The organism is Streptomyces sp. NPDC006384 (genome assembly GCF_042870695.1).
Taxonomy (GTDB): domain Bacteria; phylum Actinomycetota; class Actinomycetes; order Streptomycetales; family Streptomycetaceae; genus Streptomyces.
Genome location: NZ_JBIAHR010000001.1, coordinates 40,814 through 64,094, shown reverse-complemented (window position 1 = coordinate 64,094; position 23,281 = coordinate 40,814). Strand labels below are relative to the sequence as shown.

Here is a 23,281-nt window from a genome sequence, read left to right as displayed (position 1 = left end):
CCTGGACCGGGGAGCCCCTCGCCGCACGGGCGCGGACACGGCCCCGCCCCGCCCGTCCTGCCGGCGACGGCGTCAGGCCGCGCGTCCTTCGTGGAACCGCCGGTGCAGGGCGCGGATCTCCTCCGTCAGTTCCGGCACCGGCCCGTCCACCGCCACACCGGGCGCGACCTCGTGGACCGGCAGCGTCCGCACCGGCGGGGCAGGCACCCCCCACCCGGCGAGCCAGGAACCGAGCTGTTCCGAAGAGGCGACGTAGACGATGCGCCCGAGCCCCACCCAGGCGTGCGCCGCCGCGCACATCGGGCAGTGCTCGCCCGACGTGTAGACCGTCGCCCCGGCCCGCTCCCGCGGGCTCAGGTTGCCGGCGGACCAGCGCGCGAGCGCGAACTCCGGGTGCCGGGTGAGGTCGCCGGAGGCCACCCGGTTGCGGTCCTCGGCCAGCACCGTGCCGTCCGCGCCCACCAGGACCGACCCGAACGGCTCGTCCCCGGCCTCCAGCGCCTCGGCCGCCAGCTCCACACAGCGGCGCAGGTACCGCAGCTCGGCGTCCTTCACGACCATGGCGTACTGCCCTCCTCACGACGGGATCATCGCCCCGCACCCTACGTCCCCCCACGGCCGGGCCTCACCGTCCCGGCGCGTCCACCGCACCGGCACCGGACCCGGTCCGGCCGGCGCACCGGTGCGGGCGAACGAGAGCGGCGCGCCGGAACCCGCCGGCGCGCCGCTCGGAGCGGTCCGGCCGCCCTCCGGAACGGGTGGCGGCCCCCCTGTGGCTACGGCCTGGGGACGCTCTTCGCCGCCGTACCGGCGCAGACCATGCCCAGGACCAGGGCCAGGGCGCCGATGACGATGTTGTTCCAGATGACGCCGGCGTCCGGGCTCGTGCCGACGATCCACGGTGAGATGATCATCCACACGCCCAGCGCGCACATGGCCCAGCTGAGGCCGTACATGCGCTCGGGGGCTCGCGTGAAGCCCAGGGCGAGCAGGCCGATCGCGATTCCGATGATCAGGTTGTGCGCGACGAGCGAGGGCTGGCTCGTGGTGAAGTGGAGTATCCACGGGGACACGGCACAGTACAGGCCGAGCAGGAACACCGGCCCGTCCACGAGTGCCACGTCACGGCCACCGAGCATGCGGGCGTAGCGCGCCTGCATCTCCGGGGCGTCGGGGTGGCTGCTGAGGTCACCTCTGGTGTGCGAGACGTTGGCCATGAGTCGTCTCCTTCGACTTGCCGGGCCGACCGCGCCCGAAATGGTGCGGTAATGCCGCCTGTGGTAATTGTGCTCTTATTTTTCTCTTATGTGTAGAGGTGGGCGGGCCGCACATGTCCCCCCGGATCGGGGGCAGACGCAGACGTACGGAGCGATCGACTGACACGGCGGAACGGTGGAGGTGGCGGCCGTGACGGGTGCGAAGGTGCTGGAGAGGTTCCCGGCGGGTTCCCCGCGCGGGTCGTGGCCGGCGGAGGAGTACGCGGCACGCCGCCGCGCCGAGGGTGAGCCCGCCACCGTCGTGATGGACCTGGTGACGGACGCCTTCCTGGTGGTCGTCCCGACCCGCGAGAAGCCGACGGGCCGCCGGGCCGGCTAGCGGGGGCGGGCACTGCGGGGGCCTGGGCGGTGGGCGTCGCGTGCAGGTGGAGAGCGGTCGCGGCATGCCGGGGACGCGCCGGAATACATTTCGGTGCCTGAAAGGTTGGCAAATACATCCAGTCGGTGGCCGTCCCGGTCGCCGACCCGGCCGTCGACCACAGTGAGGCACCGTGAACCACCCCGCCCCCGAGCAGCCCGCCGACGTCGTGGCCCGGCTGCGCGCCACCTTCCGTACCGGCCGCACCAAGCCCGTCGAGTGGCGCACCGCGCAGCTCGGCCGGCTGCGCGCCCTGCTCACGGAGAACGGGCCGGAGCTGGAGGCCGCGCTCCACGCCGACCTGGGCAAGAGCGCCACCGAGGCCCAGCGCACCGAGATCGGCTTCACCGTGCGCGAGATCGACCACACCCTGGAACACCTCACCGACTGGCTGCGCCCCGAGCCCGCCCCCGTCCCGGCCCACCTCGGCGCCGACGCGACGGCCTGGACGCAGTACGACCCCCTCGGCGTCGTCCTCGTCATCGCGCCCTGGAACTACCCCGCGCAGCTGCTGCTCGCCCCGGTGGTCGGCGCCCTGGCCGCGGGCAACGCGGTGGTCGCCAAACCGAGCGAGCTGGCCCCCGCCACCTCCGCCGCGCTGGCCCGGCTGCTGCCGGCCTACCTCGACACCGAGGCCGTCGCCGTGGTGGAGGGCGGGATCCCCGAGACCACCGCCCTGCTCGCCGAGCGCTTCGACCACATCTTCTACACCGGCAACGGCACCGTCGGCCGCATCGTGATGCGCGCCGCCGCCGAGCACCTCACCCCGGTCACCCTCGAACTCGGCGGCAAGTCCCCGGCGTTCGTCGACCGCGGCACCGACCTCGACGCCGTCGCCGCCCGGCTGGCGGCCGGCAAGTTCCTGAACGCCGGGCAGACCTGCGTGGCCCCCGACTACGTGCTGACCGACCCGGAGACCGCCGCGGCCCTGGAGCCCGCGCTGGTCCGGGCCGTCGAAGCCCTGTACGGCGAGGACCCGTCCCGGTCGCCCGAGTTCGGCCGGATCGTCAACGAACGCCACTTCGACCGGCTCGCGGCCCTGCTGGACTCCGGCCGCGTGGTCGTGGGCGGCCGCACCGACCGGTCCGCGAAGTACATCGCGCCGACCGTCCTGGCCGACGTCGCGCCCGACTCGCCGGTGATGGCCGAGGAGATCTTCGGCCCGATCCTGCCCGTCGTCACCGTCGCCGGGATCGACGAGGCCATCGGCTTCGTCAACGACCGGGACAAGCCGCTCGCCCTCTACGTCTTCAGCGAGTCGGCGGCCACCCGCGAGCGGTTCGCCGCCGAGACGTCCTCCGGCGGACTCGGCCACGGGCTGCCGCTGGCCCACCTCACCGTCTCCGACCTGCCGTTCGGCGGCGTGGGGGAGAGCGGCATGGGCAACTACCACGGCCGGTACTCCCTCGAGACGTTCAGCCACCGCAAGGCGGTCCTCAGCAAGCCGCTGGCCTGACCCGGCGCCGGCCGTCCCCGGCCGCCGTCCCAGAGGCGGCGGCCGGCCGGGACCGGCCGGACCGGTCAGCCGCGTGCACAGCCGGACCGTTTTCCTGCGCCGCACGAACCACAGCGGGGCCGTGCGCGGCGGTCCGCCGGCATCCGCCGCGGCCCCCCGGATGCCCCTCTCCTGTTCCAGGCGGTCGAGCATGTCCTGCCCGCACTGCCCGCACTGCCCGCACTGCCCGCACTGCCCGGGCTCGCGCGGCGGTGCGGTGATCCTCGCGGCCGTGACGGCAGTGGACGGGCCGCGTCCGCACCTCGGGGCCGGGACGTAGGGCCAGGAGACTGGCGCCGCGACGGGTTTTACGTATAACCTCTCCCGTCAATCGCCCGTCCCGGAAGGATCCGATGGCACGCATCGCCCTGGTCACCCTCGTCGTCGACGACTACGACGAGGCGATCCGCTTCTACACCGAGGCCCTCGGATTCCGGCTCGCCGAGGACGCGCCGAGGCCCGACGGCTCCCGCTGGGTCGTCGTCGAGCCGCCCGGAACCCCCGGCGCCCCGGAGCAGGGCACCGCCCTGCTGCTGGCCCGCGCCAAGGGCGAGGGGCAGCGTGCCAGGATCGGTGACCAGACGGGCGGACGCGTCGGTTTCTTCCTGCACACCGACGACTTCGTCCGCGACCACGCCCGCATGACGGCCGCGGGCGTGACCTTCCTGGAGGAGCCCCGGCACGAGCCCTACGGATCGGTCGCCGTCTTCCAGGACCTGTACGGCAACCGCTGGGACCTGCTGCAGCCCGCCGCCACCTGATCCGCCCGCCCTTTCCGCACCGACCCGCCGAGGAACCGCCGAACATGACATCTACGCGCATAGACGCCGACACCCTCCGCCGCCTCCCCAAGGCGGTGCTCCACGACCACCTCGACGGCGGCCTGCGCCCCGCGACCGTGGTCGAACTGGCGAGGAGCGTCGGCCACCCCCTGCCCACCACCGACCCCGACGAGCTGGCCGCCTGGTACTACGAGGCCGCCAACTCCGGCGACCTGGTGCGCTACATCGCCACCTTCGAGCACACCCTCGCCGTGATGCAGAACCGCGAGGGCCTGCTGCGCGCCGCCGAGGAGTACGTCCTCGACCTCGCCGCCGACGGAGTCGTCTACGCCGAGGTCCGCTACGCCCCCGAGCTGATGACGAACGGCGGGCTGAGCCTCGCGGAGGTCGTCGAGACCGTCCAGGAGGGCCTGGCCGCCGGCATGGCCAAGGCGGCGGCGGACGGCACCCCGGTCCGCGTCGGGACCCTGCTGTGCGGCATGCGGATGTTCGACCGCACCCGCGCCACCGCCGACCTCGCCGTCGCCTTCCGGGACGCGGGCGTCGTCGGTTTCGACATCGCCGGCGCCGAGGACGGCTTCCCGCCCGCCGACCACCTCGACGCCTTCGCCCACCTGCGCCGCGAGAACGTGCCCTTCACCATCCACGCCGGCGAGGCCCACGGGCTCCCCAGCATCCACCAGGCCCTCCAGGTGTGCGGCGCCCAGCGCATCGGGCACGGCGTGCGCATCACCGACGACATCCCCGACCTCGCCGCCGGACGTCTCGGCCGCCTCGCCTCCTGGATCCGCGACCGCCGCATCGCCCTGGAGATGTGCCCGACCTCCAACCTCCAGACCGGCGCCGCCGCCTCGATCGCCGAGCACCCGATCACCGCGCTCAAGGACCTCGGTTTCCGCGTCACCCTCAACACCGACAACCGCCTCGTCTCCGGCACGACGATGACCCGTGAGATGTCGCTCCTCGTCGAGCAGGCCGGCTGGACGCTCGAGGACCTGCGCACGGTCACGGTGAACGCCCTCAAGAGCGCCTTCATCCCCTTCGACGAACGCAACGCCCTGATCCGGGACGTCGTCCTGCCGGGCTACGAGGCCGCGCTCCGGACGAGCCCGCGCACGTAGGCGGCCTGCCCGACGTGCTGCAGGTCGTCGGACAGGACGCTGACCAGGCGCACGGCCAGCGTCACCGGCGGATCCCAGTTCTCGTCCACGACCCGTTCCAGGTCCTTCGCGGTCAGGGACCGCAGGGCGCCGAGCGTCTGCTCGTGGACGGCGTCGTAGTAGCCGGTCAGCAGGCCGGCCGAACCGACCCGGACCTCGGCGACCTGCGCCGGGGTGTGCCCGTACCCGGTGTCGCCGGGCGGCAGGCCGAGCCCGAACCGCTTCTCCCAGCCCTGGGACCGCCACACCTGGTCGAGCCCGAAGGCGTCGGCGATGTGGTCGTCCTGTACCCGGGTGAGGTGCCAGACCAGCCAGGCGACGGGGTTGGCGTCGCCGGACGGGCGGGCGTTCAGGCCGTCGGGGTCCAGCCCCTCGACGGCGGCGTGGACCTCTTCCCGGACGCGGCCGTAGCCCTCGATGAGGATGTCCTTCGCATGCATGGGTCCACCATCGCGCACTCCTCCCTCAGGCGCTCCCCGTCTCCAGCAGTCCCATCAGCGCCCGGGCCGCGGGGCTGGTGGCCTCGGCGGGCGGCAGCAGGGCGACGGTCTCGTACGCCGTGCCGTCGGAGCCCTTCAGCGGCAGCGAGGCGAGCGAGGCCCGCTTGTGCCGGAAGTGGCGCGGCACGACCGCGATGCCGAGGTCCTCGTCGAGCAGGTCGAGCAGCCCGTGCACGTCGTTGACCTCCAGCGCGACGGTCCGCCGTACGCCGGCCGCGGCGAAGGCCGCGTCGGTGACGCGGCGCGGGCCCCAGTCCGGGTGGAAGTCGACGAAGACCTCGTCGGCGAGATCGTGCGGGCTCGGCACCGCGCCGCCCTTCGCGAGACGGTGGCCGGGGTGACACAGGACGGTCATCGGCTCGCCGGCCAGCGAGACCGAGCGCAGCTGGTCGGTGTCGGCCCGCGTCCGGTAGGCGAAGGCGAGGTCCAGCCGCCCGGCCGCGACCTCCTCCGCCAGCTCCCCGGAACCCGCCTGCCGCAGCCGGATCTCCACGTCCGGGTGCCGGCGCCGGAACGCGGCCAGCAGCCCCGCCACCGGTACCCCGGCGATGCACTGCTCGCTGCCCAGCGACAGCGTGCCGCGCAGCACCCCCTGCACCGCGGCGACCGCCTCGTGCGCCGCCCGCACCTGTGCCAGGACGCGCCGCGCCTCGCCCAGCAGCGCCCGCCCGGCCTCGGTCAGCGTCACACGGCGCGTCGTGCGCACGAACAGCGGCGCCCGCAACTCCCGCTCCAGGGCCCGGATCGACGCCGACAGACCGGACTGGGACACCAGCAGCCGTTCCGCCGCCCGGGTGAAGTGCCGGTCCTCGGCGACCGCCACGAAATGCTGGAGATGACGCAGTTCCATGACTCAGAAGCGTAGGCGCACAATCCCATCGGATTCTTCTGTTGGACCTCTGCCCGCAGGTCACGACAGAGTGGGGGCCACCCCCCGGATCGACCTCTCTGGAGTCGCGTTGTACACCGCACACCCCGACCGTTACGCGGACATGCCCTACCGGCGCACCGGACGCAGCGGGCTGAAGCTCCCCGCGCTCTCGCTCGGCCTGTGGCACAACTTCGGCCCCGACCGCCCCGTCGGGACCCAGCGAGCCATCCTGCGCCGCGCCTTCGACCTCGGCGTCACCCACTTCGACCTCGCCAACAACTACGGCCCGCCGCCCGGCGCCGCCGAGTCCGCGCTCGGCGAGGCCCTGAGGGCCGACTTCGCGCCGTACCGCGACGAGCTGGTGATCTCCACCAAGGCCGGCTACCTCATGTGGCCCGGCCCGTACGGCGAGTGGGGCTCGCGCAAGTACCTGCTCTCCTCGCTCGACCGGAGCCTGAAGCGGATGGGCCTGGAGTACGTCGACATCTTCTACTCGCACCGCCCCGACCCGGAGACTCCCCTGGAGGAGACGATGGGCGCCCTGCACTCGGCGGTGCAGCAGGGCAAGGCGCTGTACGTCGGCGTCTCCAACTACTCGCCGGAGCAGACCCGCGAGGCCGCCCGCATCCTCGCCGGTCTGGGCACCCCGCTGCTGATCCACCAGCCGCGCTACTCCCTGCTCGACCGACGCCCCGAGACCAGCGGCCTCCTGGACACCCTCGACGAGCTGAAGGTGGGTTCCATCGCCTACTCCCCGCTGGAGCAGGGCCTGCTGACCGCCCGCTACCTCGACGGCATCCCCGAGGACTCGCGCGCCGCGGGCGACAGCCCCTTCCTCAGCTCCGACGCGGTCACCGGGGAACTCGTCGGCAAGCTCCGCGCGCTGGACGGGATCGCCGCGTCCCGCGGACAGTCGCTGGCCCAGATGGCCCTCGCCTGGGTGCTGCGCGAGGGCCGGGTGACCTCCGCCCTGGTCGGTGCGAGCAGCCCGCAGCAGCTGGAGGACAGCGTCTCGGCCATCAAGAACCTCGCCTTCGACGCCGAGGAACTGGCCCGGATCGACAAGATCGTCGCCGGCTAGGCGGAGCAGGCAGGCGGAGCAGGACACCCGCCCGGGGCTCCGGAGGCACACCGCCTCCGGAGCCCCGGTGCGTGCACGGGCCTCCGGGCCCCGGGGCTCCGGGACGCCAGTGCTTCCGGCCGGAAAATGCCGCGAATATGCCAGGAGACTGGCCAAAAACCCATGGTGACAGTGGTTCAGCAGTGAACATACTCACCTCTGGGGCCTCTCACACCACGCGACAGCGCCCTCACGCACCGCACGCGAGCCGCACGGACGTCCCGCCCACCGGCGGACGGGCCGCGCGACGGGGAGGGGAGCAGTGCACGACGAATTCCTGTGCCACGTCACCGCCTACGGTGTCTGCGAAGGCCGGCGCATCGGCGTGCCCCTGGGGACCTATCGCGCCCCCACGCTGGCCCTCGCCCTGTGGTGGCTGCGCGACCGCGCGTCCTGGATCGCCGAGCGCCTGGACCCCCAGCCCGACAGCCCCCGCCTACCGCGCGGCGCCCTCACCCCGGTCGCCGACGACGCTCCCGACGTACCGCGCGTCCTGCGCGCCTGGTGCGCGGACGGCGACCAGCAGGAACGAGTCGCCGAAGAACTGGCAGCGGGGCGCCTGATACGCGTCGCCACCAGCGACGAGACCACCGAGTACGAACTGCTGGCGGAGTCCGTGGACGCGCTGCGCATGCAGCGGGCCTCCCCGTCACTGGTCGTCCCCGTCGGCTGAGCGGCCCGCCGGAGAGCGCGGCTCCCTACCGGGGTCGTCGTCGGCCGGTGCCGCCCGCCGCACGCGCGAGCAGCGCGCCGAGGAACCCGGCGGCCAGACCCCACACGACGGCGAGACCGACCGCCCCCCACAGCCGCGGACGCAGGAACAGCCGCCCGGACAGACCCCCGCCGAGATCCCCGATCCCGAGCACCGACAGCCCGTAGAACGCCGAGATCCGGCCGACCAGACACACCGTCAGGGCCGTGAGCGCCAGCGCGGCCGCCATGTGCAGCGCGTGCCGCCAGGCCGGCGTCCGGACCGGTGAGAGGACCGCGGCCGCCCACCCGGCGGCCGGCAGCAGCACCGCGGCCGTGACCAGCAGCCACCACATCCGCCCGTCCTGCGCGGTGAGCGTGCCCAGATCCACCGTCGACACGTCCGGCGTGCGCAGCACCCGGTCGAGCACCTGCGGCATCGGCAGCCCGAACGGCCCCTCCACCCGCCCGTTCCAGGCACCGCCCATGCCGATGGTCAGCGCCGGCCACACGAGGTTCGGCAGGCCGAGCAGCAGCACGGCGAAGGTGTCCGCGGGCCGGCCCCGCGTCCCGGCGACGACCAGGCCGACGACGACACCGATGACGACGTACGCGAGCAGCAGCGACACCATCGCGCACGCCACCGGCCGCGCCGACGCCCGGAACCCCGCCAGGCGCCCCGGCAGCGGTGCCTCGCGCGCCACCAGCAGGGCCACCGCCAGCACACCCGCCAGCCACAGCAGCCCGGACAGGACGGTCAGCGGCACGTCCGCCGTGAAGCCGATCCGCGGGGTGACGCCGAACAGGTCGGCGAGGTCGTCGACGACGCCCTCGCCGAGCGGCACCTCGAAGGTCTGCCGCGCGGCGAGGGCCGCCCCGAGGAGGGCGAGCAGCCACAGCACCGCGATCCGCCCGGCCCAGCCGGCCAGCTCCGGCATCCCCGCGACCGCCCGGTGGCGCAACGGCCGCAGGAACCCCGCCGCGATCACCAGTGCCCCCGTCAGCGTGACGGACAGCGGCATCACGGTCAGCCCCGCGTCCGTGCCGGCGAGCCCGCCGGCCTCTCCGGTCAGCTCCAGCGCACCGCCGACGGCGGCGACGACGGTCGCGGTGACGACCCGGGGGAAGGCGCGGTCCGGCAGGCCCGTGGCGCCGGCCGCCCACAGACCGGCCGCGGCGACCACGCCCATGGCCACCAGTGCGGCCAGTACCGTGCCGAGGGCCTGCGCCCAGCCGTGGCGGGGCACCGTCCGGCCGGAGGGGGAGGGGGTTCGCGCGCTCACGCGGCCACGCTAAGCAGCGGCCACCGGGCACGCCCTTCCGGCGGGGCCGTCCGGCGGGACCGCCGGAAGGGCGTGCCGCTTCCCGGACCGGCGTCCCGTACGCCCCACGTCAGGCCGAGCCGACGACCAGCGCGTGGTCGCCGAGGCCCATCATGCGGCCGGCCGGCACCTCGCCCCGCGTGGTGAACACCGCGAGGACGCGTCCGGTCCGCGGATCGAACGCCACGTCCAGCACCGTGCCGTGCTCCGTGCCCGTCTCGGTCAGCACCAGACGTCCCAGCAGGGCGTGCCCGGCCGGCGCCGTGCCGGGGAGGGCCGCCGGGACGACCCGGACGGCTCCCGGGCCGACCGACCGCACCGCCTCCCAGGGCAGCACCGTCTCCCTCCGGAGGAGGCCGGTGCGGAACCGGACGTGGCTGACCGTCCCGGCGCGGACGTCCACCGACAGGGACGACACGGTGCCGAGCCTGCCGTCCCCGTCCAGACGCAGCACGGGCAGGCCCCGCACCGCGGAGAAGAGCATCACGGCCACACCCCGCGCCGGCCGCCGGGCACACCGGCCGGCGTCGCGAAGCCCGGCAGGTCGCCGGTGACGTGCCGGACGGTCTCCTCGGGCAGGACGAGCGTCCGCCCCGCGACCGTCAGCGTCTGCCCGCGGGGCACGAAGACCCTGCGGCGGTGGGCCGGGCCGGGCGCGAACCGCCTGCTCGCCACCGTCCGGAAGCCGACGACACGGCCGCGGCCGCCGATGCCGCCCTCCACCACGACGTCGAGGACGGTACCGATCTCGGTGCCCGCGTCCGTCACCACCCGCGCCCCCAGCAGCCGGGCCCGCAGCGTCTCCTGCTGCCCCGTCAGGACCGCGGCGCTCACCAGGTCCCGCCGGTCGCGGACCATCACCGCGTCGTGGCCGAGCGCGTACACCGCCGGCCACGGGAGAGCCTCCTTCATCGGACCGCTCCACAGGCGCCGTCCGCTCAGCGTGAAACCGGTGATCCGCGCGACCGCGGCGTCGAGGACGGTGTCCTTGACGTGGGCGACGGCGTCCCCGCCCAGGGTGACCACCGGGCGGGTGGTGAGACTGCGTGCACCCATCAGTTCGTTCATCGCACACCCTTCCCGTGTCCCGGGTTCCCCGGCGGGCTGTGAGAATGTCCGCACTGCCGGAACAGGGGGACTGCCCCGCCGGGCCCGGGGTACGAGGACTGGTGCAGTGGCGTCCGGCCAGTCCGGCTTCCGAGAGAGAAACGTATGACCGAACACCTGGACGGGGCAGTGATACCGACTGGCTTCGACGTACCCGTGGAACCGCTGAGGCGGGCCGCGCACTACTCCGGGGAGCCCGGGAGCATCGCCGAGGCGCGTGCTTTCGCGTCGCTCTTCCTGGAACAGCTCAGGACCGAGTGGTGCGCCACGATCGGCCGGCGGGCCGACGGCGCGGTGCTCCTGGTGGTGAGCGAACTGGTCACCAACGCCGACCGGCACAGCCAGGGGCCGTACATCCTGGAGCTGGAGGGCACGGACGCCTCCGTGACGGTGAGCGTCTACGACAGCAGCGGCGCGGTGCCCCGGCGTTTCCCCCGCGATCCCGAACGCGTCGGCCGGCACGGTCTGGAGATCGTCCACGCCCTGGCGGACGCGGTCGTCGTCGAGCGGGTGCCGGTCGGCAAGCGCGTGCGCGCGACGCTGAGCCTCACCGCCGAATGACCCGCTGAACGACGCACCGCCCCGGGGACCCGCGTCCCGGGGCGGTGCCGTGCCCGGTCAGGCGCAGCCCAGCTCGCCCAGCATGCCCTCACGCAGCCGGGTGATGATCCGCTTGATCAGCCGCGAGACGTGCATCTGCGAGCAGCCGAGCCGTTCGCCGATCTCCGCCTGCGTCGCCTCCTCCACGAACCGCATGTGGATGATCTGCCGGTCGCGCTCGCTGAGCTCGGCCATCAGCGGGGCGAGCGAGTGGAAGTCCTCGACGAGCCGCAGCCCCTCCTCCTCCACGCCGATGAAGTCGGCCAGCACGGACTCGCCCGTCTCGGGCCCGTCCCCGGTCAGCGCGGCGTCCAGCGAGGACGAGTTGTAGCCGTTGGACGCGATCTGCCCCTCGATCACCTCGCGTTCGCTGATGTTCATCAGCGTCGCGAGCTCGGCGACGGTGGGCTCGCGGTCCAGGCGGCTGGAGAGTTCCTCGTGGGCCCTGGCCAGTTCCACCCGCAGCTCCTGCAGCCGCCGCGGCACGTGCACCGCCCAGGTGGTGTCCCGGAAGAACCGCTTGATCTCGCCGACGATGTACGGCAGCGCGAAGGAGGTGAACTCGACCTCGCGCGACAGCTCGAACCGGTCGATGGCCTTGATCAGGCCGATCATGCCGGTCTGGACGATGTCCTCCATGTCGTCGCCGCGGCCGCGGAACCGGCCGGCGGCGAACCGCACGAGGGACATGTTCATCTCGATCAGGGTGTTGCGCGCGTACTGGTACTCGTGGGTGCCCTCCTCGAGTTCCGCCAGCCGCTGGAAGAACTGGCGGGACAGCTGCCGCGCGTCCCGCGGGGCCACGGCGCGGGGGTCCGCGACCCCCGGCAGTGCCCCGTCGTCCGTCCCGCTCGAGGTCGTCCTCTCGACGATCTGCGCCTTCGGCCGGATCACGGCGGTCTCCATTGCCTCTCCCACGAAAGTCACGGTCGGACGTCTTCCCAGGTTCTCCCTGCGGGCGGATACCCGGGGCGTGGCGATGCATGCCACCCGGTTCTCCGGGCGGCACGGGATCGGTGACCGCGGCGTCTGCACGGGGTGACACATCTTCTTCCAGGGTATGCCCGCGGCGGCCGGCCGGCATGTGTGCGCACGTTCCGCCCACGGGCCGGCCGGCCCGTGGGCGGCGGCGCCCGGCGGGGGATTCCCCTGAGGGCGGAACGCCGTGCTCTTGTCCCGCGCCGCTCCGTTCCTACGCTGGAGAGGTGACCAGCCATGTGCCGAACGAAGCCCGCGTCATCGCCCTGCGCCCGCCCGCCGCGCGCCCGGGGGAGCGATCCGACCGCCGCACCGACGGCCCCGACGCCCCTGTCCGTCCCGGCCGCCCCGCCGCCGGAGAGCCCTTGTGGCGCGACCTGGTCGGTGACGCCCTGCGACGCGAACGCCTCGCCCAGGAACGGACGCTGAAGGACGTGGCACAGGCCGCCCGGATCTCCATGCCGTACCTGTCGGAGGTGGAGCGCGGCCGCAAGGAGGCGTCGTCGGAGGTCCTGGCCGCGGCCGCGGACGCCCTCGGTATCTCCCTGGCCGGCCTGCTGGCCCGCGTCCAGGGAGAGCTGGTGCGCGTCACCGCGCGGCACACCGGTGCCGGCCGCGTCTCCCGGCCCTCCGGTGCCCGGTTCGACGGGATGTGCCTGGCGGCCTGACGGACGCTCTTCGCCGTACGGTCCGGCGGTCGTACGGTCCGGCGCCGCACGCGTGTCCCGTCGTGCGGCGCCGGACCGGTGTCTCACGTCCTCGCCAGGCGCCGGCTGAGCACCTCGTCCGCCAGCCCGTAGGCCACGGCCTCCTCGGCGGTGAACACCTTGTCGCGGTCCATGTCCGCGCGCAGCCTCGCCGGGTCGTGCCCCGTGTGCCGGGACAGCACCTCCTCGACCTGGGAGCGGATCCGCACCATCTCCTTGGCCTGCAGCGCGAGATCGGAGACCGTGCCCTGGCGCCCGCCGCTGGCCGGCTGCCCGAGCAGCACCCGCGAGTGCTCCAGCACGAACCGCCGCCCGGGATCACCGCCGGCCAGCAGCACGGCCGCCGTGGAGGCCGCCTGCCCGACGCAGAACGTCGAGATCGGCGCCTGCACGAACGTCATCGTGTCGTAGACCGCCATCAGCGAGGTGAACGAGCCGCCGGGGGAGTTGATGTAGAGCGCGATCTCGCTCTCCGGGGCCGCCGACTCCAGGTGCAGGAGCTGCGCGATGACGACGTTCGCCACGCCGTCGTCGATCTCGGTGCCCAGGAAGACGATCCGCTCCGACAGCAGCCGGCTGAACACGTCGTAGGAGCGTTCGCCCTGCGGGGTGCGCTCGACGACGTTCGGAATCGTGTAGCTCCCCATCACCGCAGCCCCATCCTGTGCCGCGAGGCGGCCGGACGGACGTCCACGAGGGACTCCACGACCCGGTCGACCATGCCGTACTCCCTGGCCTGCTCGGCCGTGAACCAGCGGTCGCGGTCGCCGTCCCGGGAGATGGTCTCCGGGCTCTGGCCCGTGTGTTCGGCGGTGATCCGCTCGATGGTCCGCTTGGTGAACTCCAGGTTGTCCGCCTGGATCTCGATGTCGGCGGTGGTGCCGCCGATGCCCGCCGACGGCTGGTGCATCATGATCCGCGCGTTCGGCAGGGCGTAGCGCTTGCCCGCCGCGCCGACGCTGAGCAGGAACTGCCCCATGCTGGCGGCGAAGCCCATGGCGAGCGTCGAGACGTCGTTGGGGATCAGCCGCATCGTGTCGTAGACGGCGAGCCCCGCGTGCACGGAACCGCCGGGGCTGTTGATGTACAGGCTGATGTCGGTGCGCGGGTCTTCCGCGGACAGGATCAGCAGCTGCGCGCAGACCCGGTTCGCGGAGACCTCGTCGACCTGGGTGCCCAGCAGCACAATGCGCTGTGCGAGCAGCTGCGCGGCCAGGTGGTCGTCGAAGCGGGTGACGGGGGTGTCACCCTCCTCCGCGCGGGGCTGGAACACGGCCGGCGCCGGGCCGGCGATGAGTGGAGACATCGGCGCTCCTCGTCGAGTCGTCGGGGGAGCCGCGAGCGGCCGGACCGCCGCGGTTCCTCCACTCTCGGCCGGGGGACGGCCCCCGCGGGGATTTCTCTGCCCGCGGCAGATTCGCCGTGAGCAGAGCGCTCACGCGGCCCCGCCGAGATTCCCGGCGCCACGACCGATGAGTTCCGCGCCCCGCACCGGTCGACAGTGATGACCGCGTTCCACGCCCGCTCCCGGGAGGTACTCATGACCACCGACGGATTCGTCACGTGTCTCTGGTTCGACGGGCAGGCGGAGGAGGCCGCCGACTTCTACGTCTCGGTCTTCGAGAACTCGGCCATCGGCTCCGTCACCCGCACCCCGGAGGGAGCACCCGGCGCCGCCGGCACCGTCCTGACCGTCGACTTCACGGCCAACGGCCAGAAGTTCGTCGCCCTCAACGGCGGACCTCGGTTCACGTTCAACGAGGCGGTCTCCTTCCAGGTCATGTGCGAGAACCAGGAGGAGGTCGACCACTACTGGGCCAGGCTCGTCGAGGGCGGCGGCGAGCACGGCCCCTGCGGCTGGCTCAAGGACCGGTTCGGAGTGTCGTGGCAGGTCGTACCGGCCGGGATCGACGAGATGTTCCGCGACGCGGACCCGGCCAGGGCCGAGCGTGCCTTCAAGGCGATGATGTCGATGGGCAAGCTCGACATCGCCGAGCTCGAGAAGGCGTACGCGGGACAGTGAGCCGGCCGCCGCCGGGGACGGCGGACCGGTCCGGGCCGCCGCGGCGCCGCACCCGGCGCACGGAGCGGGGCCCGGACGCACAGCACGAGGAAGCGGGCCTTCCCGCACCCTCCCACCACCATCACCATCCGGAACATTCAGTGAGCGGAGGCGGCAGACATGGCCGTGCAACCCGAGGGAGCCCCTTGCTGGGCCGACGCGATGTTCGGTGACGTCGAGGAGGCCAAGCGCTTCTACGGCGACGTCCTCGGCTGGACCTTCCACGAGCTGCCGTCGGAGTACGGCAGCTACACGCAGTGCTACTCCGACGGCAAGGCGGTCGCCGCGGTGGTGCCGCCGCCGCCCGGCCAGGAGGACCGGCCCCAGTGGTGCCTCTACTTCGCCTCCCGGGACGCCGCCGCGACCGCCGGCCGCGTCCGCGAGGCCGGCGGCGAGCTGCTGATGGGACCGATGCAGGTCGACGACTTCGGCACCATGTGCCTGGCCCGCGACCCGAGCGGCGTCATGTTCGGCGTCTGGCAGGCCGGCACCCACGAGGGCTTCGAGGCGACGGCCGAGCCCGGCGCGTACTGCTGGGCGGAGGTCTTCACCCGCGAGCCCGGGAAGTCCGACGCGTTCTTCCCCGCGGTCTTCCCCTACACGGCGAAGCAGATGGAGGACGCGGAGGTGGACTTCCGCCTCTTCGAGCTGGGCGACAGCCCCGTCCTCGGCCGGATGCGGATGACGGAGGACTTCCCGCCCGAGGTGCCGCCCTACATCAACGTGTACTTCACGGTCCCCGACTGCGACGACGCCGTGGCCCGGGCCACCCGGCTCGGGGGTGTGCTGCACTTCGGGCCCATGGACACGCCCTTCGGCCGCTTCGCGGCGCTCGGCGACCCGCAGGGCGCGGTCTTCTCCGTGATCGACATCACGAAGACAGCGGGGGACATGCCCAAGCTGCGGCCCGTGACCTGAGGGCCGTGGGGACGGCCGGCCCATGGCATGATCGGGGCCATGCGTGAACGTGTGGTGGCCGCGTGCGACGGGGCTTCGAAGGGAAACCCGGGTCCGGCCGGCTGGGCCTGGGTGGTGGCCGACGACGCGGAGGTCCCGGCCCGCTGGGAGGCGGGCCCGCTGGGCCGGGCCACCAACAACGTCGCCGAGCTCACCGCCCTGGAGCGCCTGCTGGCGTCGACCGACCCGCAGGTGCCGCTGGAGGTCCGCATGGACTCCCAGTACGCCATGAAGGCCGTCACCACCTGGCTGCCCGGCTGGAAGCGCAACGGCTGGAAGACCGCCGCCGGCAAGCCGGTCGCCAACCAGGAGCTGGTCGTGCGCATCGATGAGCTGCTCGCCGGCCGCTCGGTCGAGTTCCGCTACGTTCCCGCCCACCAGGTCGACGGCGACCGGCTCAACGACTTCGCCGACCGCGCCGCCAGCCAGGCGGCGACCGTCCAGGAGCCCGCGGGCAGCGGCCTCGGTTCACCGGAACCCCCGCCCGCGCCGGACGCCCCGGCGGCCCGCAGGGCGCCGCGCCGGGCCGCCGGAGGCGCCCGCAGGAGCGCCGGCGCCTCCGCGCGGACCATCAAGGCCAAGTTCCCCGGACGCTGCGCGTGCGGCCGTTCGTACGCGGCGGGGGAGTCCATCGCCAGGAACGGCCAGAGCTGGGGCCACCCGGAGTGCCGCACGGCGGCGGCCGGATAGCCCGCGGCCTCGGCCGGCCGGGTCACACGACGGTGCCGCGCCACTGCCCGGTCTCGCGGCCGCGGCTCTCGATGAACCGCTTGAACCGCTCCAGATCGCCCTTGGTCTGCCGCTGGACGACACCGAGTTTGTCGCCGATCTTCTCGGTCACGCCCTGCGGGTGGAACTCCATCCGCAGCCGCACCTCGGTGCGGCCCGTGTCCAGCGGGCGGAAGGTGACCACACCGGCCTGCTTCGTCTCGCCCGACACCGTGGTCCACGCGACCCGCTCGTCGGGGATCTGCTCCGTGATCTCCGCGTCGAACTCGCGGTGCACGCCGTCGACGCTGGTCACCCAGTGCGTGAGGGTGTCGCCGCGCTGCTCGATGCGCTCCACCCCGTTCATGAACTCGGGGAACGACTCGAACTGGGTCCACTGGTTGTAGGCGGTGCGGACCGGGACGCCGACCTCGATGGTTTCCTGAACCTGCGACACGCTGTACTCCTCCTTCGTTTCGTCGGACGGAGCCGCACGGGTACCCGGCGGCCGGACGGCGAATCACCCCGCGCCGCCCCGGAGAGGCGGGAATATGATCCGTCAGTTTTGTTAATCTGCGGGCCACATGACCGTTTTGAGTGCATTTCAGGGGTGAGTGTGAAGGTCGCTTGCGTCGGCGGCGGGCCCGCCGGTCTGTATCTCTCGATCCTCCTCAAGCTGCAGGACCCGTCCCACGACATCACCGTCCACGAACGCAGCCCGGAGGGCTCCACCTACGGCTGGGGCGTGACCTACTGGCGCGGTCTGCTGGACGAACTCCACGCGCACGACCCCGAGTCGGCCCGCACCGTCGAGGAGCACTCCGTGCGCTGGCGGGACGGCGTCGCTCATGTGCACGACATGACCACCCGTCACCGCGGCGACGAGGGCTTCGGCATCGGCCGCCACCGGCTGCTGGAGATCCTCGCCGCCCGCGCCCGCTCCCTGGGCGTGCACCTGCGCCACGAGGACGAGATCTCCGGCGACGACCCGCCCGAAGCCGACCTCGTGGTCGCCGCCGACGGTGTGCGCAGCGCCCTGCGCACCCACCACGCCGGCCACTTCGGCACCGAGATCAGCGCCGGACGCAACCACTACATCTGGCTCGGCACCACCAAGGTCTTCGACGCCTTCACCTTCGCCTTCACCGAGACCGACCACGGCTGGATCTGGGCGTACGGCTACGCCTTCGGCCCCGAGGGCAGCACCTGCGTCGTCGAGTGCGCCCCCGAGACCTGGACCGGCCTCGGCCTGGACCGGGCCGACGAGGCGGAGGGGCTCAACCTGCTGGAGAAGCTCTTCGCCGACGTCCTGGACGGCCACCCGCTGTCCGGCAGGGCCACCCCCGCCGCCGGCGCCGCCTCCTGGCTGACCTTCCGCACCCTCACCAACCGCACCTGGTCGCGCGGCAACCTCGTCCTGCTCGGCGACGCCGCCCACACCACCCACTACTCCATCGGCGCCGGCACCACCCTCGCCCTCCAGGACGCCATGGCCCTGTCCGCCGCCCTGCGCGAGCACACCGCCCTCCCCGACGCCCTCGCCCGCTACGAGAGCGAACGCAGAGCCGCCCTGCTGCCGGTGCAGAGCGCCGCCCGGCACAGCGCCCAGTGGTACGAGAACCTCCCCCGCTACATCCACCTCCCCCCGGAGCGGATGTTCGCCCTGCTCGGCCAGCGCCACTCGCCGCTGCTGCCCTACGTCCCGCCCCAGCTGTACTACCGGCTCGACCGGGCGGCCGGGCAGCTCGAGCCGCTGCGCCGGTTCAAGCGCTGGCTGGGACCGAGGATCGCGCGCGGCGTGCAGGCACGGGTACAGGCCACCCGCCCCCGGTGAGCCGTGGACCGGCCGTCCCGGCACGGCCGCGGGGCGCCGGATGACACACTGACGACATGGACGAACGCACTTTCGACAGGTCGGGGCAGCGTGCCTCGGTGATCGGCCTCGGCACCTGGCAACTGGGAGCCGACTGGGGAGACGTCGACGACAAGGAGGCCCTCGCGGTGCTGGAGGCGGCCGCCGAGTCCGGCGTGACCTTCTTCGACACCGCCGACGTCTACGGCGACGGCCGCAGCGAGGAGACCATCGCCGCCTTCCTGCGCGGCAGGCCGGACCTGCGCGTCATGGTCGCCACCAAGATGGGCCGCCGCGTCGAGCAGATCCCGCAGAACTACGTCCTCGACAACTTCCGCGCCTGGAACGACCGTTCCCGGCGCAATCTCGGCGTCGACGTCCTCGACCTCGTACAGCTGCACTGCCCGCCCACCCCGGTCTACTCCAGCGACGAGGTCTTCGACGCGCTCGACACCCTGGTGGAGGAGGAGCGCGTCAAGGCGTACGGGGTCAGCGTCGAGACGTGCGAGGAGGCGCTCACCGCCATCGCGCGGCCGAACGTGGCGAGCGTGCAGATCATCCTCAACCCGTTCCGGACCAAGCCCCTGCGCGAGGTCCTGCCGGCCGCCCGGGAAGCGGGCGTCGGCATCATCGCCCGGGTGCCGCTCGCCTCCGGCCTGCTGTCCGGCAAGTACACCAGGGACACCGTCTTCGCCGCCAACGACCACCGCACCTTCAACCGGCACGGCGAGGCCTTCGACCGGGGCGAGACCTTCTCCGGCGTCGACTTCGCCACCGGCGTGGAGGCCGCCGCCGAGTTCGCCGCCCTCGCCCCCGAGGGATACACCCCGGCACAGCTGGCGCTGCGCTGGATCGTCCGGCAGCCCGGGGTGACCACCGTCATCCCCGGCGCCCGCTCTCCCGAACAGGCCCGCGCCAACGCGGAAGCGGCCCGGCTGCCGGAGCTGTCCGAGGAGACGCTCACGGCGGTCCGCGACCTCTACGACCGGCGCATCAGGGCGCAGGTGGAGAGCCGCTGGTAGCCGGGCCGGGCTTGCCGCGCACGCCTCACGGCGCCAGGAGCAGCTGCCGTTCCCGCTCCTGGTCGCCGGAGGAGACCCCCTCGTCCCGCGCGGAGAAGGCGCTGGTCAGCGTCCTGCTCGCGGCCTCGACGGCCTGCGGGGTGCCCTGCAGGGTGACCGTCACCGGCGCCGACAGTTTGGCACCCGCCTCCGGCGGCGCGGGATCCGCCTCCGGGGAGGGCGGGGAGCTGAAGGTCGCGGTGCGGACCGTCGCCCGCTCGTCGGCCGGAAGATCGTCGGGGGCCCCGAAGGCGCCCTCCAGCGCGCGTACGACCGCCCGCGCGTCGTCGATGCCGCCACCGTCGAGTGTCACGGTGAGCTGAGTGTCGGACATCCTTCGCCATCCTCCTCGGCCTCGGTGTGGTACCCGCCCCGTGTAACCGTCCCGCGACCGCCCAAACCGGACGCCGCCCCGGCCCGGCGTCTGTCCGCGGGGAACCCGGGAACAGGGAAGAGGACTCGAGGCAGCGGCGACCCGGGAGGAACAGTGGCCGACATGGGCAGGGACACGGGCACGGCGAACCGGCCGGACCGGCGCAGGGGGCGCAACGAGACCGAGGACGAGCGGGCCGACCGGATGTGGACGGAGCTGATCCAGGAGGTCCGCGTCGCGCAGATGGGCGTGCAGATCCTCTTCGGCTTCCTGCTCACGGTGGTGTTCACCCCGAAGTACGACGACCTGTCCGACACCGACAGGACGATCTACCTGGTGACGGTCGTCCTCGGGGCCGTGACGACCGGCGCCCTGATCGGGCCGGTGTCCCTGCACCGGCTCGTGTCCGGACGGCGGGTGAAACCCCAGGCGGTGCGGTGGGCCTCCAGGCTGACCCTGCTCGGCCTGGTGCTGCTGCTCGCCACCACGACCGCCTCGCTCCTGCTGATCCTGCGCGTCGCGTCCCACGACGGCTTCGTGCCCTACCTCGTGGCCGGCGTGGTGCTGTGGTACCTGCTGTGCTGGTTCGGGATACCGATGTGGACCCGGTACCGGCACACGTCACGCACCGACTGACCGGCCGTGCCGCCCGCTCAGCCCTCCGCCATGAGGTCGGCCAGGAAGTCGTCGACGCACACCTCCTCCTCGCCGGGCGGCACCACCGCGTGCGTCTCGCGCAGGAACGCCGCGACCGCCGTCGCCCACACGAAGACCACGGCGCGATGACGCCCCCCGTCGGGCCGCGTGTCGCCGAGGAACTCCATGCGCAGTTCCTCGCACACACCCCGCGCCTGCGGCCGCAGCCGTACGTCGCCGATGCCGACCGGGCGGGTGAGCCCGTCGCCCACCATCTCCCGGTCCAGCGTCCAGCGGGCGAGCACGCGGCCGTCGTGGCTGAACACCACGGTGAGCGCGAACGGGTCCGCGGGGTCGTAGCTCAGGTGGGCGAGCACCGGAAAACGGTCGGCGTCACCCGTCTGGAGCTGCACGACCACGGTCTTGTGCACGAGCGAGTTCATGGCGGAGGCCTCCGGGAGAGCGGACGTAGGGCCCTCTCATACCCGGCTGTCGCACAAGATGCCCGTGCAACCGGGTGAAATCCGCGGCCGCCCGGCGTCAGGAGCCGCCCAGGGCGTCGCGCAGCGCCGGCAGCAGCGTCTTCTCCGACCAGTCCAGGAACGCCGGCTGGGACTCGCCGCCGATCTGCACCAGCGCGATCTCGGTGAACCCGGCCTCCGCGTACGGGCGTACGGCCTCGACGAAGGCGTCCGGGTCGTCACCGCACGGGATCGACCGCGCCACGTCGTCGGGCGTGACGAACCGGGTCGCCGCGTCGAAGGAGTCCGGGTGCGGCAGCTCCGAGTTGACCTTCCAGCCGCAGCCGAACCAGCGGAACTGGGAGTGGGCGCGCTCGATCGCCGCGTCCCGGTCCGGGTCGTAGCAGACCGGCAGCTGGCCGACGCGCGGCTTGCCCTTGCCGCCGTGCCGGTCGAACGCCTCCAGCAGGTCCGCCTTCGGCTCCGTGGCGATCACCAGGTCGGCGTGTTCGCCCGCCAGTCTGCACGAGCGTTCCCCGGAGACGGCGATGCCGATGGGCGGCGGGGCGTCCGGCAGGTCCCACAGCCTGGCCGACTCGACGTCGAAGTGCGTGCCGCGGTGGTTGACGTGCCGGCCCCCGAAGAGCGCCCTGATGATCTCCACGGCCTCCAGGAGCATCTCGTGGCGCACGTCGGCGGTCGGCCAGCCGCCGCCCACCACGTGCTCGTTGAGGTTCTCTCCCGAGCCGAGCCCCAGCCGGAACCGTCCCCCGGACAGCAGTTGCAGCGTCGCCGCCTTCTGCGCCACGACCGCCGGGTGGTAGCGGAAGGTCGGACACGTCACGTACGTCATCAGCGGGATGCGGGACGTCGCCTGCGCCGCGGCGCCCAGCACGGCCCAGGCGTAGGGCGAGTGCCCCTGCGAACGCAGCCACGGGAAGTAGTGGTCCGAGGTCACCGAGAAGTCGAAGCCCACCTGCTCGGCGCGCACCACGTGGTCGACGAGCTCACGGGGACCGGCCTGCTCGGTCATCATCGTGTATCCGATCTGCACCATGAGGGGCGAGTCCCCGCCCGCGCGGAGCGAAAACGGGCCACGGCGCGGGGCACGTCCACGGCCCGCCCGGGCGGGTCAGCGCAGCCCGAAGCGGTCCGCCCACGCCGCCATGTCGGCGGTCGTCGCGTTGCCCCCGCACACCACCAGCCCGATCCGGGCGCCGTTCCCCACCCGCCGCACCACCTGCCGGGCGGCGGGCAGCAGACAGCCGGCGGCCGGCTCGGTCCACACCTTGGCGTGCTCGGCGAGCTCGAGCGACCCCCGGACGGCCTCCCGGTCCGGCACCACCAGGACCTCGGTGACCAGCTCCGACACATGGTCGTACGTCGACCGCGAGACGGCCGGGGCGCTGAGCGTGGTGACGACCGACGACAGCGGGACCGTCAGCGGGCCGCCCGCCGCCAGCGCCCGGGACATGGCCTCCGCGCCCTCCGTCTCCACGCCCCAGACCCGCACGCCCGGCCGGCGGGCCCGCAGCGCGGCCGCCACACCGGCGATCAGGCCCCCGCCGCCGATGCTCACCAGCACGTCCGTGAGCTCCCCGGCGTCCTCGGCGAACTCCAGTCCCACCGTCCCCTGCCCGGCGATCACCACCGGGTCGTCGAAGGGGTGGACGAGGGTCAGCCCCTCCTCCCGCAGCCGTGCCACCAGAGCGAAGGCACCGTCCATGTCGTCGGTGAGCCGCACCAGCGCGCCCGCCGCCTCGGCGGTCTCCACCGAACGCGCGGGCGCCGTGCGCGGCATGACCACCGTCGCCTTCACGTCGAGGGCGGCGGCCATCACCGCGACGGCGACGCCGTGGTTGCCGCCGCTGACCGCGACGACGCCGGCGGCCCGTTCGGACTCGGTCAGCGACAGCAGCTTCGCCGTCGCGCCGCGCGCCTTGAACGACCCGGTGCGCTGCAGCAGCTCCAGCTTGGCGGTGACCGGGACGCCGAGCAGCGCGGTCAGCCCCGGGCTCGGCACGGTCGGGGTGCGTACGACATGGTTGGCGATCCGCTCGGCGGCGGCTTCGATCCGATCGATCCCGATCAAGGCGTTCGTCCTTCCGGCGCGGGAGGCGGTCCACGCCGTCCGGCAGCCTTTCGCGCGTCGTGCCCCGGGTCAACCGGGCCCCGGGACAAGGACGGTGAGGCACGGGTCCCCG

At 73.2% G+C, this 23,281-nt stretch carries 29 protein-coding genes; 14 read left to right on the top strand and 15 right to left on the bottom strand.

The features are described 5' to 3' along the window. Positions 1-72: 72 nt before the first annotated feature. The gene (locus ACFYOJ_RS00320) at positions 73-561 is read right to left on the bottom strand and encodes a nucleoside deaminase (RefSeq protein ID WP_356552463.1); all 489 of its coding nucleotides are present in this window, start codon (positions 559-561) and stop codon (positions 73-75) included. A 215-nt stretch (positions 562-776) separates the two neighbouring features. After that, positions 777-1,217, bottom strand: a complete 441-nt coding sequence (locus tag ACFYOJ_RS00315) for an SPW repeat protein (RefSeq protein WP_356552465.1) — start codon at positions 1,215-1,217, stop codon at positions 777-779. Positions 1,218-1,407: 190 nt separating this feature from the next. On the opposite strand from ACFYOJ_RS00315, the gene ACFYOJ_RS00310 reads away from it, so the two are divergent. From ACFYOJ_RS00310 to ACFYOJ_RS00295, 4 genes are all read left to right on the top strand, one after another. Further along, positions 1,408-1,596: a hypothetical protein gene (locus ACFYOJ_RS00310; protein ID WP_356552467.1), complete on the top strand. Its 189-nt coding sequence runs from the start codon at positions 1,408-1,410 to the stop codon at positions 1,594-1,596. 172 nt (positions 1,597-1,768) lie between these two features. After that, entirely contained in the window at positions 1,769-3,091 is a 1,323-nt protein-coding gene (locus ACFYOJ_RS00305) for an aldehyde dehydrogenase family protein (RefSeq protein ID WP_356552469.1), read from the top strand. Positions 3,092-3,483: 392 nt separating this feature from the next. Continuing rightward, positions 3,484-3,891, top strand: a complete 408-nt coding sequence (locus ACFYOJ_RS00300) for a VOC family protein (RefSeq protein ID WP_356552470.1) — start codon at positions 3,484-3,486, stop codon at positions 3,889-3,891. A 44-nt stretch (positions 3,892-3,935) separates the two neighbouring features. Further along, positions 3,936-5,033, top strand: a complete 1,098-nt coding sequence (locus ACFYOJ_RS00295) for an adenosine deaminase (protein WP_356552472.1) — start codon at positions 3,936-3,938, stop codon at positions 5,031-5,033. Here ACFYOJ_RS00295 and ACFYOJ_RS00290 read toward each other — a convergent pair. Both ACFYOJ_RS00290 and ACFYOJ_RS00285 read right to left on the bottom strand, forming a co-directional pair. Further along, entirely contained in the window at positions 4,997-5,512 is a 516-nt protein-coding gene (locus tag ACFYOJ_RS00290) for a DinB family protein (RefSeq protein ID WP_356552473.1), read from the bottom strand. The genes ACFYOJ_RS00295 and ACFYOJ_RS00290 overlap by 37 nt on opposite strands. A gap of 25 nt (positions 5,513-5,537) precedes the next feature. Further along, positions 5,538-6,422 carry a LysR substrate-binding domain-containing protein gene (locus ACFYOJ_RS00285; protein WP_356552475.1) on the bottom strand — a complete coding sequence of 295 codons (885 nt, stop codon included), beginning with the start codon at positions 6,420-6,422 and terminating at the stop codon, positions 5,538-5,540. Positions 6,423-6,531: 109 nt separating this feature from the next. On the opposite strand from ACFYOJ_RS00285, the gene mgrA reads away from it, so the two are divergent. Both mgrA and ACFYOJ_RS00275 read left to right on the top strand, forming a co-directional pair. Then, the gene (mgrA, locus tag ACFYOJ_RS00280) at positions 6,532-7,524 is read left to right on the top strand and encodes an L-glyceraldehyde 3-phosphate reductase (RefSeq protein WP_356552476.1); all 993 of its coding nucleotides are present in this window, start codon (positions 6,532-6,534) and stop codon (positions 7,522-7,524) included. 301 nt (positions 7,525-7,825) lie between these two features. Then, positions 7,826-8,236 carry a hypothetical protein gene (locus ACFYOJ_RS00275; protein ID WP_356552478.1) on the top strand — a complete coding sequence of 137 codons (411 nt, stop codon included), beginning with the start codon at positions 7,826-7,828 and terminating at the stop codon, positions 8,234-8,236. 25 nt (positions 8,237-8,261) lie between these two features. Here the strand turns inward: ACFYOJ_RS00275 and ACFYOJ_RS00270 are convergent, their stop codons facing one another. The 3 genes from ACFYOJ_RS00270 to ACFYOJ_RS00260 form a co-directional block, all read right to left on the bottom strand. Then, on the bottom strand, positions 8,262-9,536 hold the full coding sequence (locus tag ACFYOJ_RS00270) for a streptophobe family protein (RefSeq protein WP_356552479.1): 1,275 nt from the start codon (positions 9,534-9,536) through the stop codon (positions 8,262-8,264). A gap of 109 nt (positions 9,537-9,645) precedes the next feature. After that, positions 9,646-10,062 (bottom strand): PRC-barrel domain-containing protein, encoded by a 417-nt coding sequence (locus ACFYOJ_RS00265; protein WP_356552481.1) that lies wholly within the window; start codon positions 10,060-10,062, stop codon positions 9,646-9,648. After that, positions 10,059-10,643 (bottom strand): PRC-barrel domain-containing protein, encoded by a 585-nt coding sequence (locus ACFYOJ_RS00260; protein WP_356552483.1) that lies wholly within the window; start codon positions 10,641-10,643, stop codon positions 10,059-10,061. The genes ACFYOJ_RS00265 and ACFYOJ_RS00260 overlap by 4 nt, the downstream gene beginning before the upstream one ends. A gap of 144 nt (positions 10,644-10,787) precedes the next feature. Between ACFYOJ_RS00260 and ACFYOJ_RS00255 the strand changes: the two genes are divergently transcribed. Further along, positions 10,788-11,243, top strand: coding sequence for an ATP-binding protein (locus ACFYOJ_RS00255; protein WP_356552484.1), 456 nt, complete (start codon positions 10,788-10,790; stop codon positions 11,241-11,243). A gap of 57 nt (positions 11,244-11,300) precedes the next feature. On the opposite strand, the gene ACFYOJ_RS00250 is transcribed toward ACFYOJ_RS00255, so the two are convergent. Beyond that, positions 11,301-12,188, bottom strand: a complete 888-nt coding sequence (locus ACFYOJ_RS00250) for an RNA polymerase sigma factor SigF (RefSeq protein WP_356552485.1) — start codon at positions 12,186-12,188, stop codon at positions 11,301-11,303. A gap of 299 nt (positions 12,189-12,487) precedes the next feature. Between ACFYOJ_RS00250 and ACFYOJ_RS00245 the strand changes: the two genes are divergently transcribed. Next, positions 12,488-12,928 (top strand): helix-turn-helix transcriptional regulator, encoded by a 441-nt coding sequence (locus tag ACFYOJ_RS00245; protein WP_356552486.1) that lies wholly within the window; start codon positions 12,488-12,490, stop codon positions 12,926-12,928. 83 nt (positions 12,929-13,011) lie between these two features. Here ACFYOJ_RS00245 and ACFYOJ_RS00240 read toward each other — a convergent pair whose 3' ends face one another. Beyond that, positions 13,012-13,614, bottom strand: coding sequence for an ATP-dependent Clp protease proteolytic subunit (locus ACFYOJ_RS00240; protein ID WP_356552488.1), 603 nt, complete (start codon positions 13,612-13,614; stop codon positions 13,012-13,014). Beyond that, complete coding sequence (locus ACFYOJ_RS00235) at positions 13,614-14,273, bottom strand: ATP-dependent Clp protease proteolytic subunit (RefSeq protein WP_356552490.1); 660 nt, start codon at positions 14,271-14,273, stop codon at positions 13,614-13,616. The genes ACFYOJ_RS00240 and ACFYOJ_RS00235 overlap by 1 nt, the downstream gene beginning before the upstream one ends. Before the next feature lie 234 nt (positions 14,274-14,507). On the opposite strand from ACFYOJ_RS00235, the gene ACFYOJ_RS00230 reads away from it, so the two are divergent. The 3 genes from ACFYOJ_RS00230 (at position 14,508) to ACFYOJ_RS00220 (ending at position 16,676) form a co-directional block, all read left to right on the top strand. Continuing rightward, positions 14,508-14,990 carry a VOC family protein gene (locus ACFYOJ_RS00230; RefSeq protein ID WP_356552492.1) on the top strand — a complete coding sequence of 161 codons (483 nt, stop codon included), beginning with the start codon at positions 14,508-14,510 and terminating at the stop codon, positions 14,988-14,990. 159 nt (positions 14,991-15,149) lie between these two features. After that, the gene (locus ACFYOJ_RS00225; protein WP_356552494.1) at positions 15,150-15,947 is read left to right on the top strand and encodes a VOC family protein; all 798 of its coding nucleotides are present in this window, start codon (positions 15,150-15,152) and stop codon (positions 15,945-15,947) included. Positions 15,948-15,974: 27 nt separating this feature from the next. Beyond that, positions 15,975-16,676 carry a ribonuclease H gene (locus ACFYOJ_RS00220; RefSeq protein WP_356552495.1) on the top strand — a complete coding sequence of 234 codons (702 nt, stop codon included), beginning with the start codon at positions 15,975-15,977 and terminating at the stop codon, positions 16,674-16,676. 22 nt (positions 16,677-16,698) lie between these two features. Here the strand turns inward: ACFYOJ_RS00220 and ACFYOJ_RS00215 are convergent, their stop codons facing one another. Next, positions 16,699-17,151, bottom strand: coding sequence for an SRPBCC family protein (locus ACFYOJ_RS00215; protein WP_356552496.1), 453 nt, complete (start codon positions 17,149-17,151; stop codon positions 16,699-16,701). 153 nt (positions 17,152-17,304) lie between these two features. Between ACFYOJ_RS00215 and ACFYOJ_RS00210 the strand changes: the two genes are divergently transcribed. Both ACFYOJ_RS00210 and ACFYOJ_RS00205 read left to right on the top strand, forming a co-directional pair. After that, complete coding sequence (locus ACFYOJ_RS00210; RefSeq protein WP_356552498.1) at positions 17,305-18,528, top strand: FAD-dependent monooxygenase; 1,224 nt, start codon at positions 17,305-17,307, stop codon at positions 18,526-18,528. Positions 18,529-18,584: 56 nt separating this feature from the next. After that, complete coding sequence (locus ACFYOJ_RS00205) at positions 18,585-19,568, top strand: aldo/keto reductase (protein ID WP_356552500.1); 984 nt, start codon at positions 18,585-18,587, stop codon at positions 19,566-19,568. 25 nt (positions 19,569-19,593) lie between these two features. Here the strand turns inward: ACFYOJ_RS00205 and ACFYOJ_RS00200 are convergent, their stop codons facing one another. Beyond that, a complete protein-coding gene (locus tag ACFYOJ_RS00200; protein ID WP_356552502.1) occupies positions 19,594-19,941 on the bottom strand; it encodes a hypothetical protein in 348 nt (115 codons plus the stop codon). 162 nt (positions 19,942-20,103) lie between these two features. Here ACFYOJ_RS00200 and ACFYOJ_RS00195 point away from each other — a divergent pair, with 162 nt between their 5' ends. Then, complete coding sequence (locus ACFYOJ_RS00195) at positions 20,104-20,616, top strand: DUF6328 family protein (RefSeq protein WP_356552504.1); 513 nt, start codon at positions 20,104-20,106, stop codon at positions 20,614-20,616. 17 nt (positions 20,617-20,633) lie between these two features. Here the strand turns inward: ACFYOJ_RS00195 and ACFYOJ_RS00190 are convergent, their stop codons facing one another. From ACFYOJ_RS00190 to ACFYOJ_RS00180, 3 genes are all read right to left on the bottom strand, one after another. Next, positions 20,634-21,059: an SsgA family sporulation/cell division regulator gene (locus ACFYOJ_RS00190; protein WP_356552505.1), complete on the bottom strand. Its 426-nt coding sequence runs from the start codon at positions 21,057-21,059 to the stop codon at positions 20,634-20,636. Positions 21,060-21,156: 97 nt separating this feature from the next. Beyond that, complete coding sequence (locus tag ACFYOJ_RS00185) at positions 21,157-22,134, bottom strand: LLM class F420-dependent oxidoreductase (protein ID WP_356552507.1); 978 nt, start codon at positions 22,132-22,134, stop codon at positions 21,157-21,159. A 75-nt stretch (positions 22,135-22,209) separates the two neighbouring features. Next, positions 22,210-23,169: a threonine/serine dehydratase gene (locus ACFYOJ_RS00180; protein WP_356552508.1), complete on the bottom strand. Its 960-nt coding sequence runs from the start codon at positions 23,167-23,169 to the stop codon at positions 22,210-22,212. Between the last annotated feature and the right edge of the window lie 112 nt (positions 23,170-23,281).

What these genes read in the sequence shown, in the direction of transcription:
- ACFYOJ_RS00315 (WP_356552465.1), bottom strand. Translation starts at nt 1,217, where the DNA reads ATGGCCAACGTCTCGCACACCAGAGGTGACCTCAGCAGCCACCCCGAC.
- ACFYOJ_RS00300 (WP_356552470.1), top strand. Translation starts at nt 3,484, where the DNA reads ATGGCACGCATCGCCCTGGTCACCCTCGTCGTCGACGACTACGACGAG.
- ACFYOJ_RS00200 (WP_356552502.1), bottom strand. Translation starts at nt 19,941, where the DNA reads ATGTCCGACACTCAGCTCACCGTGACACTCGACGGTGGCGGCATCGAC.
- ACFYOJ_RS00320 (WP_356552463.1), bottom strand. Translation starts at nt 561, where the DNA reads ATGGTCGTGAAGGACGCCGAGCTGCGGTACCTGCGCCGCTGTGTGGAG.
- ACFYOJ_RS00230 (WP_356552492.1), top strand. Translation starts at nt 14,508, where the DNA reads ATGACCACCGACGGATTCGTCACGTGTCTCTGGTTCGACGGGCAGGCG.
- ACFYOJ_RS00240 (WP_356552488.1), bottom strand. Translation starts at nt 13,614, where the DNA reads ATGGGGAGCTACACGATTCCGAACGTCGTCGAGCGCACCCCGCAGGGC.
- ACFYOJ_RS00295 (WP_356552472.1), top strand. Translation starts at nt 3,936, where the DNA reads ATGACATCTACGCGCATAGACGCCGACACCCTCCGCCGCCTCCCCAAG.
- ACFYOJ_RS00260 (WP_356552483.1), bottom strand. Translation starts at nt 10,643, where the DNA reads ATGAACGAACTGATGGGTGCACGCAGTCTCACCACCCGCCCGGTGGTC.
- ACFYOJ_RS00250 (WP_356552485.1), bottom strand. Translation starts at nt 12,188, where the DNA reads ATGGAGACCGCCGTGATCCGGCCGAAGGCGCAGATCGTCGAGAGGACG.
- ACFYOJ_RS00235 (WP_356552490.1), bottom strand. Translation starts at nt 14,273, where the DNA reads ATGTCTCCACTCATCGCCGGCCCGGCGCCGGCCGTGTTCCAGCCCCGC.
- ACFYOJ_RS00185 (WP_356552507.1), bottom strand. Translation starts at nt 22,134, where the DNA reads ATGGTGCAGATCGGATACACGATGATGACCGAGCAGGCCGGTCCCCGT.
- ACFYOJ_RS00255 (WP_356552484.1), top strand. Translation starts at nt 10,788, where the DNA reads ATGACCGAACACCTGGACGGGGCAGTGATACCGACTGGCTTCGACGTA.
- ACFYOJ_RS00220 (WP_356552495.1), top strand. Translation starts at nt 15,975, where the DNA reads ATGATCGGGGCCATGCGTGAACGTGTGGTGGCCGCGTGCGACGGGGCT.
- ACFYOJ_RS00190 (WP_356552505.1), bottom strand. Translation starts at nt 21,059, where the DNA reads ATGAACTCGCTCGTGCACAAGACCGTGGTCGTGCAGCTCCAGACGGGT.
- ACFYOJ_RS00285 (WP_356552475.1), bottom strand. Translation starts at nt 6,422, where the DNA reads ATGGAACTGCGTCATCTCCAGCATTTCGTGGCGGTCGCCGAGGACCGG.
- ACFYOJ_RS00290 (WP_356552473.1), bottom strand. Translation starts at nt 5,512, where the DNA reads ATGCATGCGAAGGACATCCTCATCGAGGGCTACGGCCGCGTCCGGGAA.
- ACFYOJ_RS00225 (WP_356552494.1), top strand. Translation starts at nt 15,150, where the DNA reads ATGGCCGTGCAACCCGAGGGAGCCCCTTGCTGGGCCGACGCGATGTTC.
- ACFYOJ_RS00205 (WP_356552500.1), top strand. Translation starts at nt 18,585, where the DNA reads ATGGACGAACGCACTTTCGACAGGTCGGGGCAGCGTGCCTCGGTGATC.
- ACFYOJ_RS00195 (WP_356552504.1), top strand. Translation starts at nt 20,104, where the DNA reads ATGGGCAGGGACACGGGCACGGCGAACCGGCCGGACCGGCGCAGGGGG.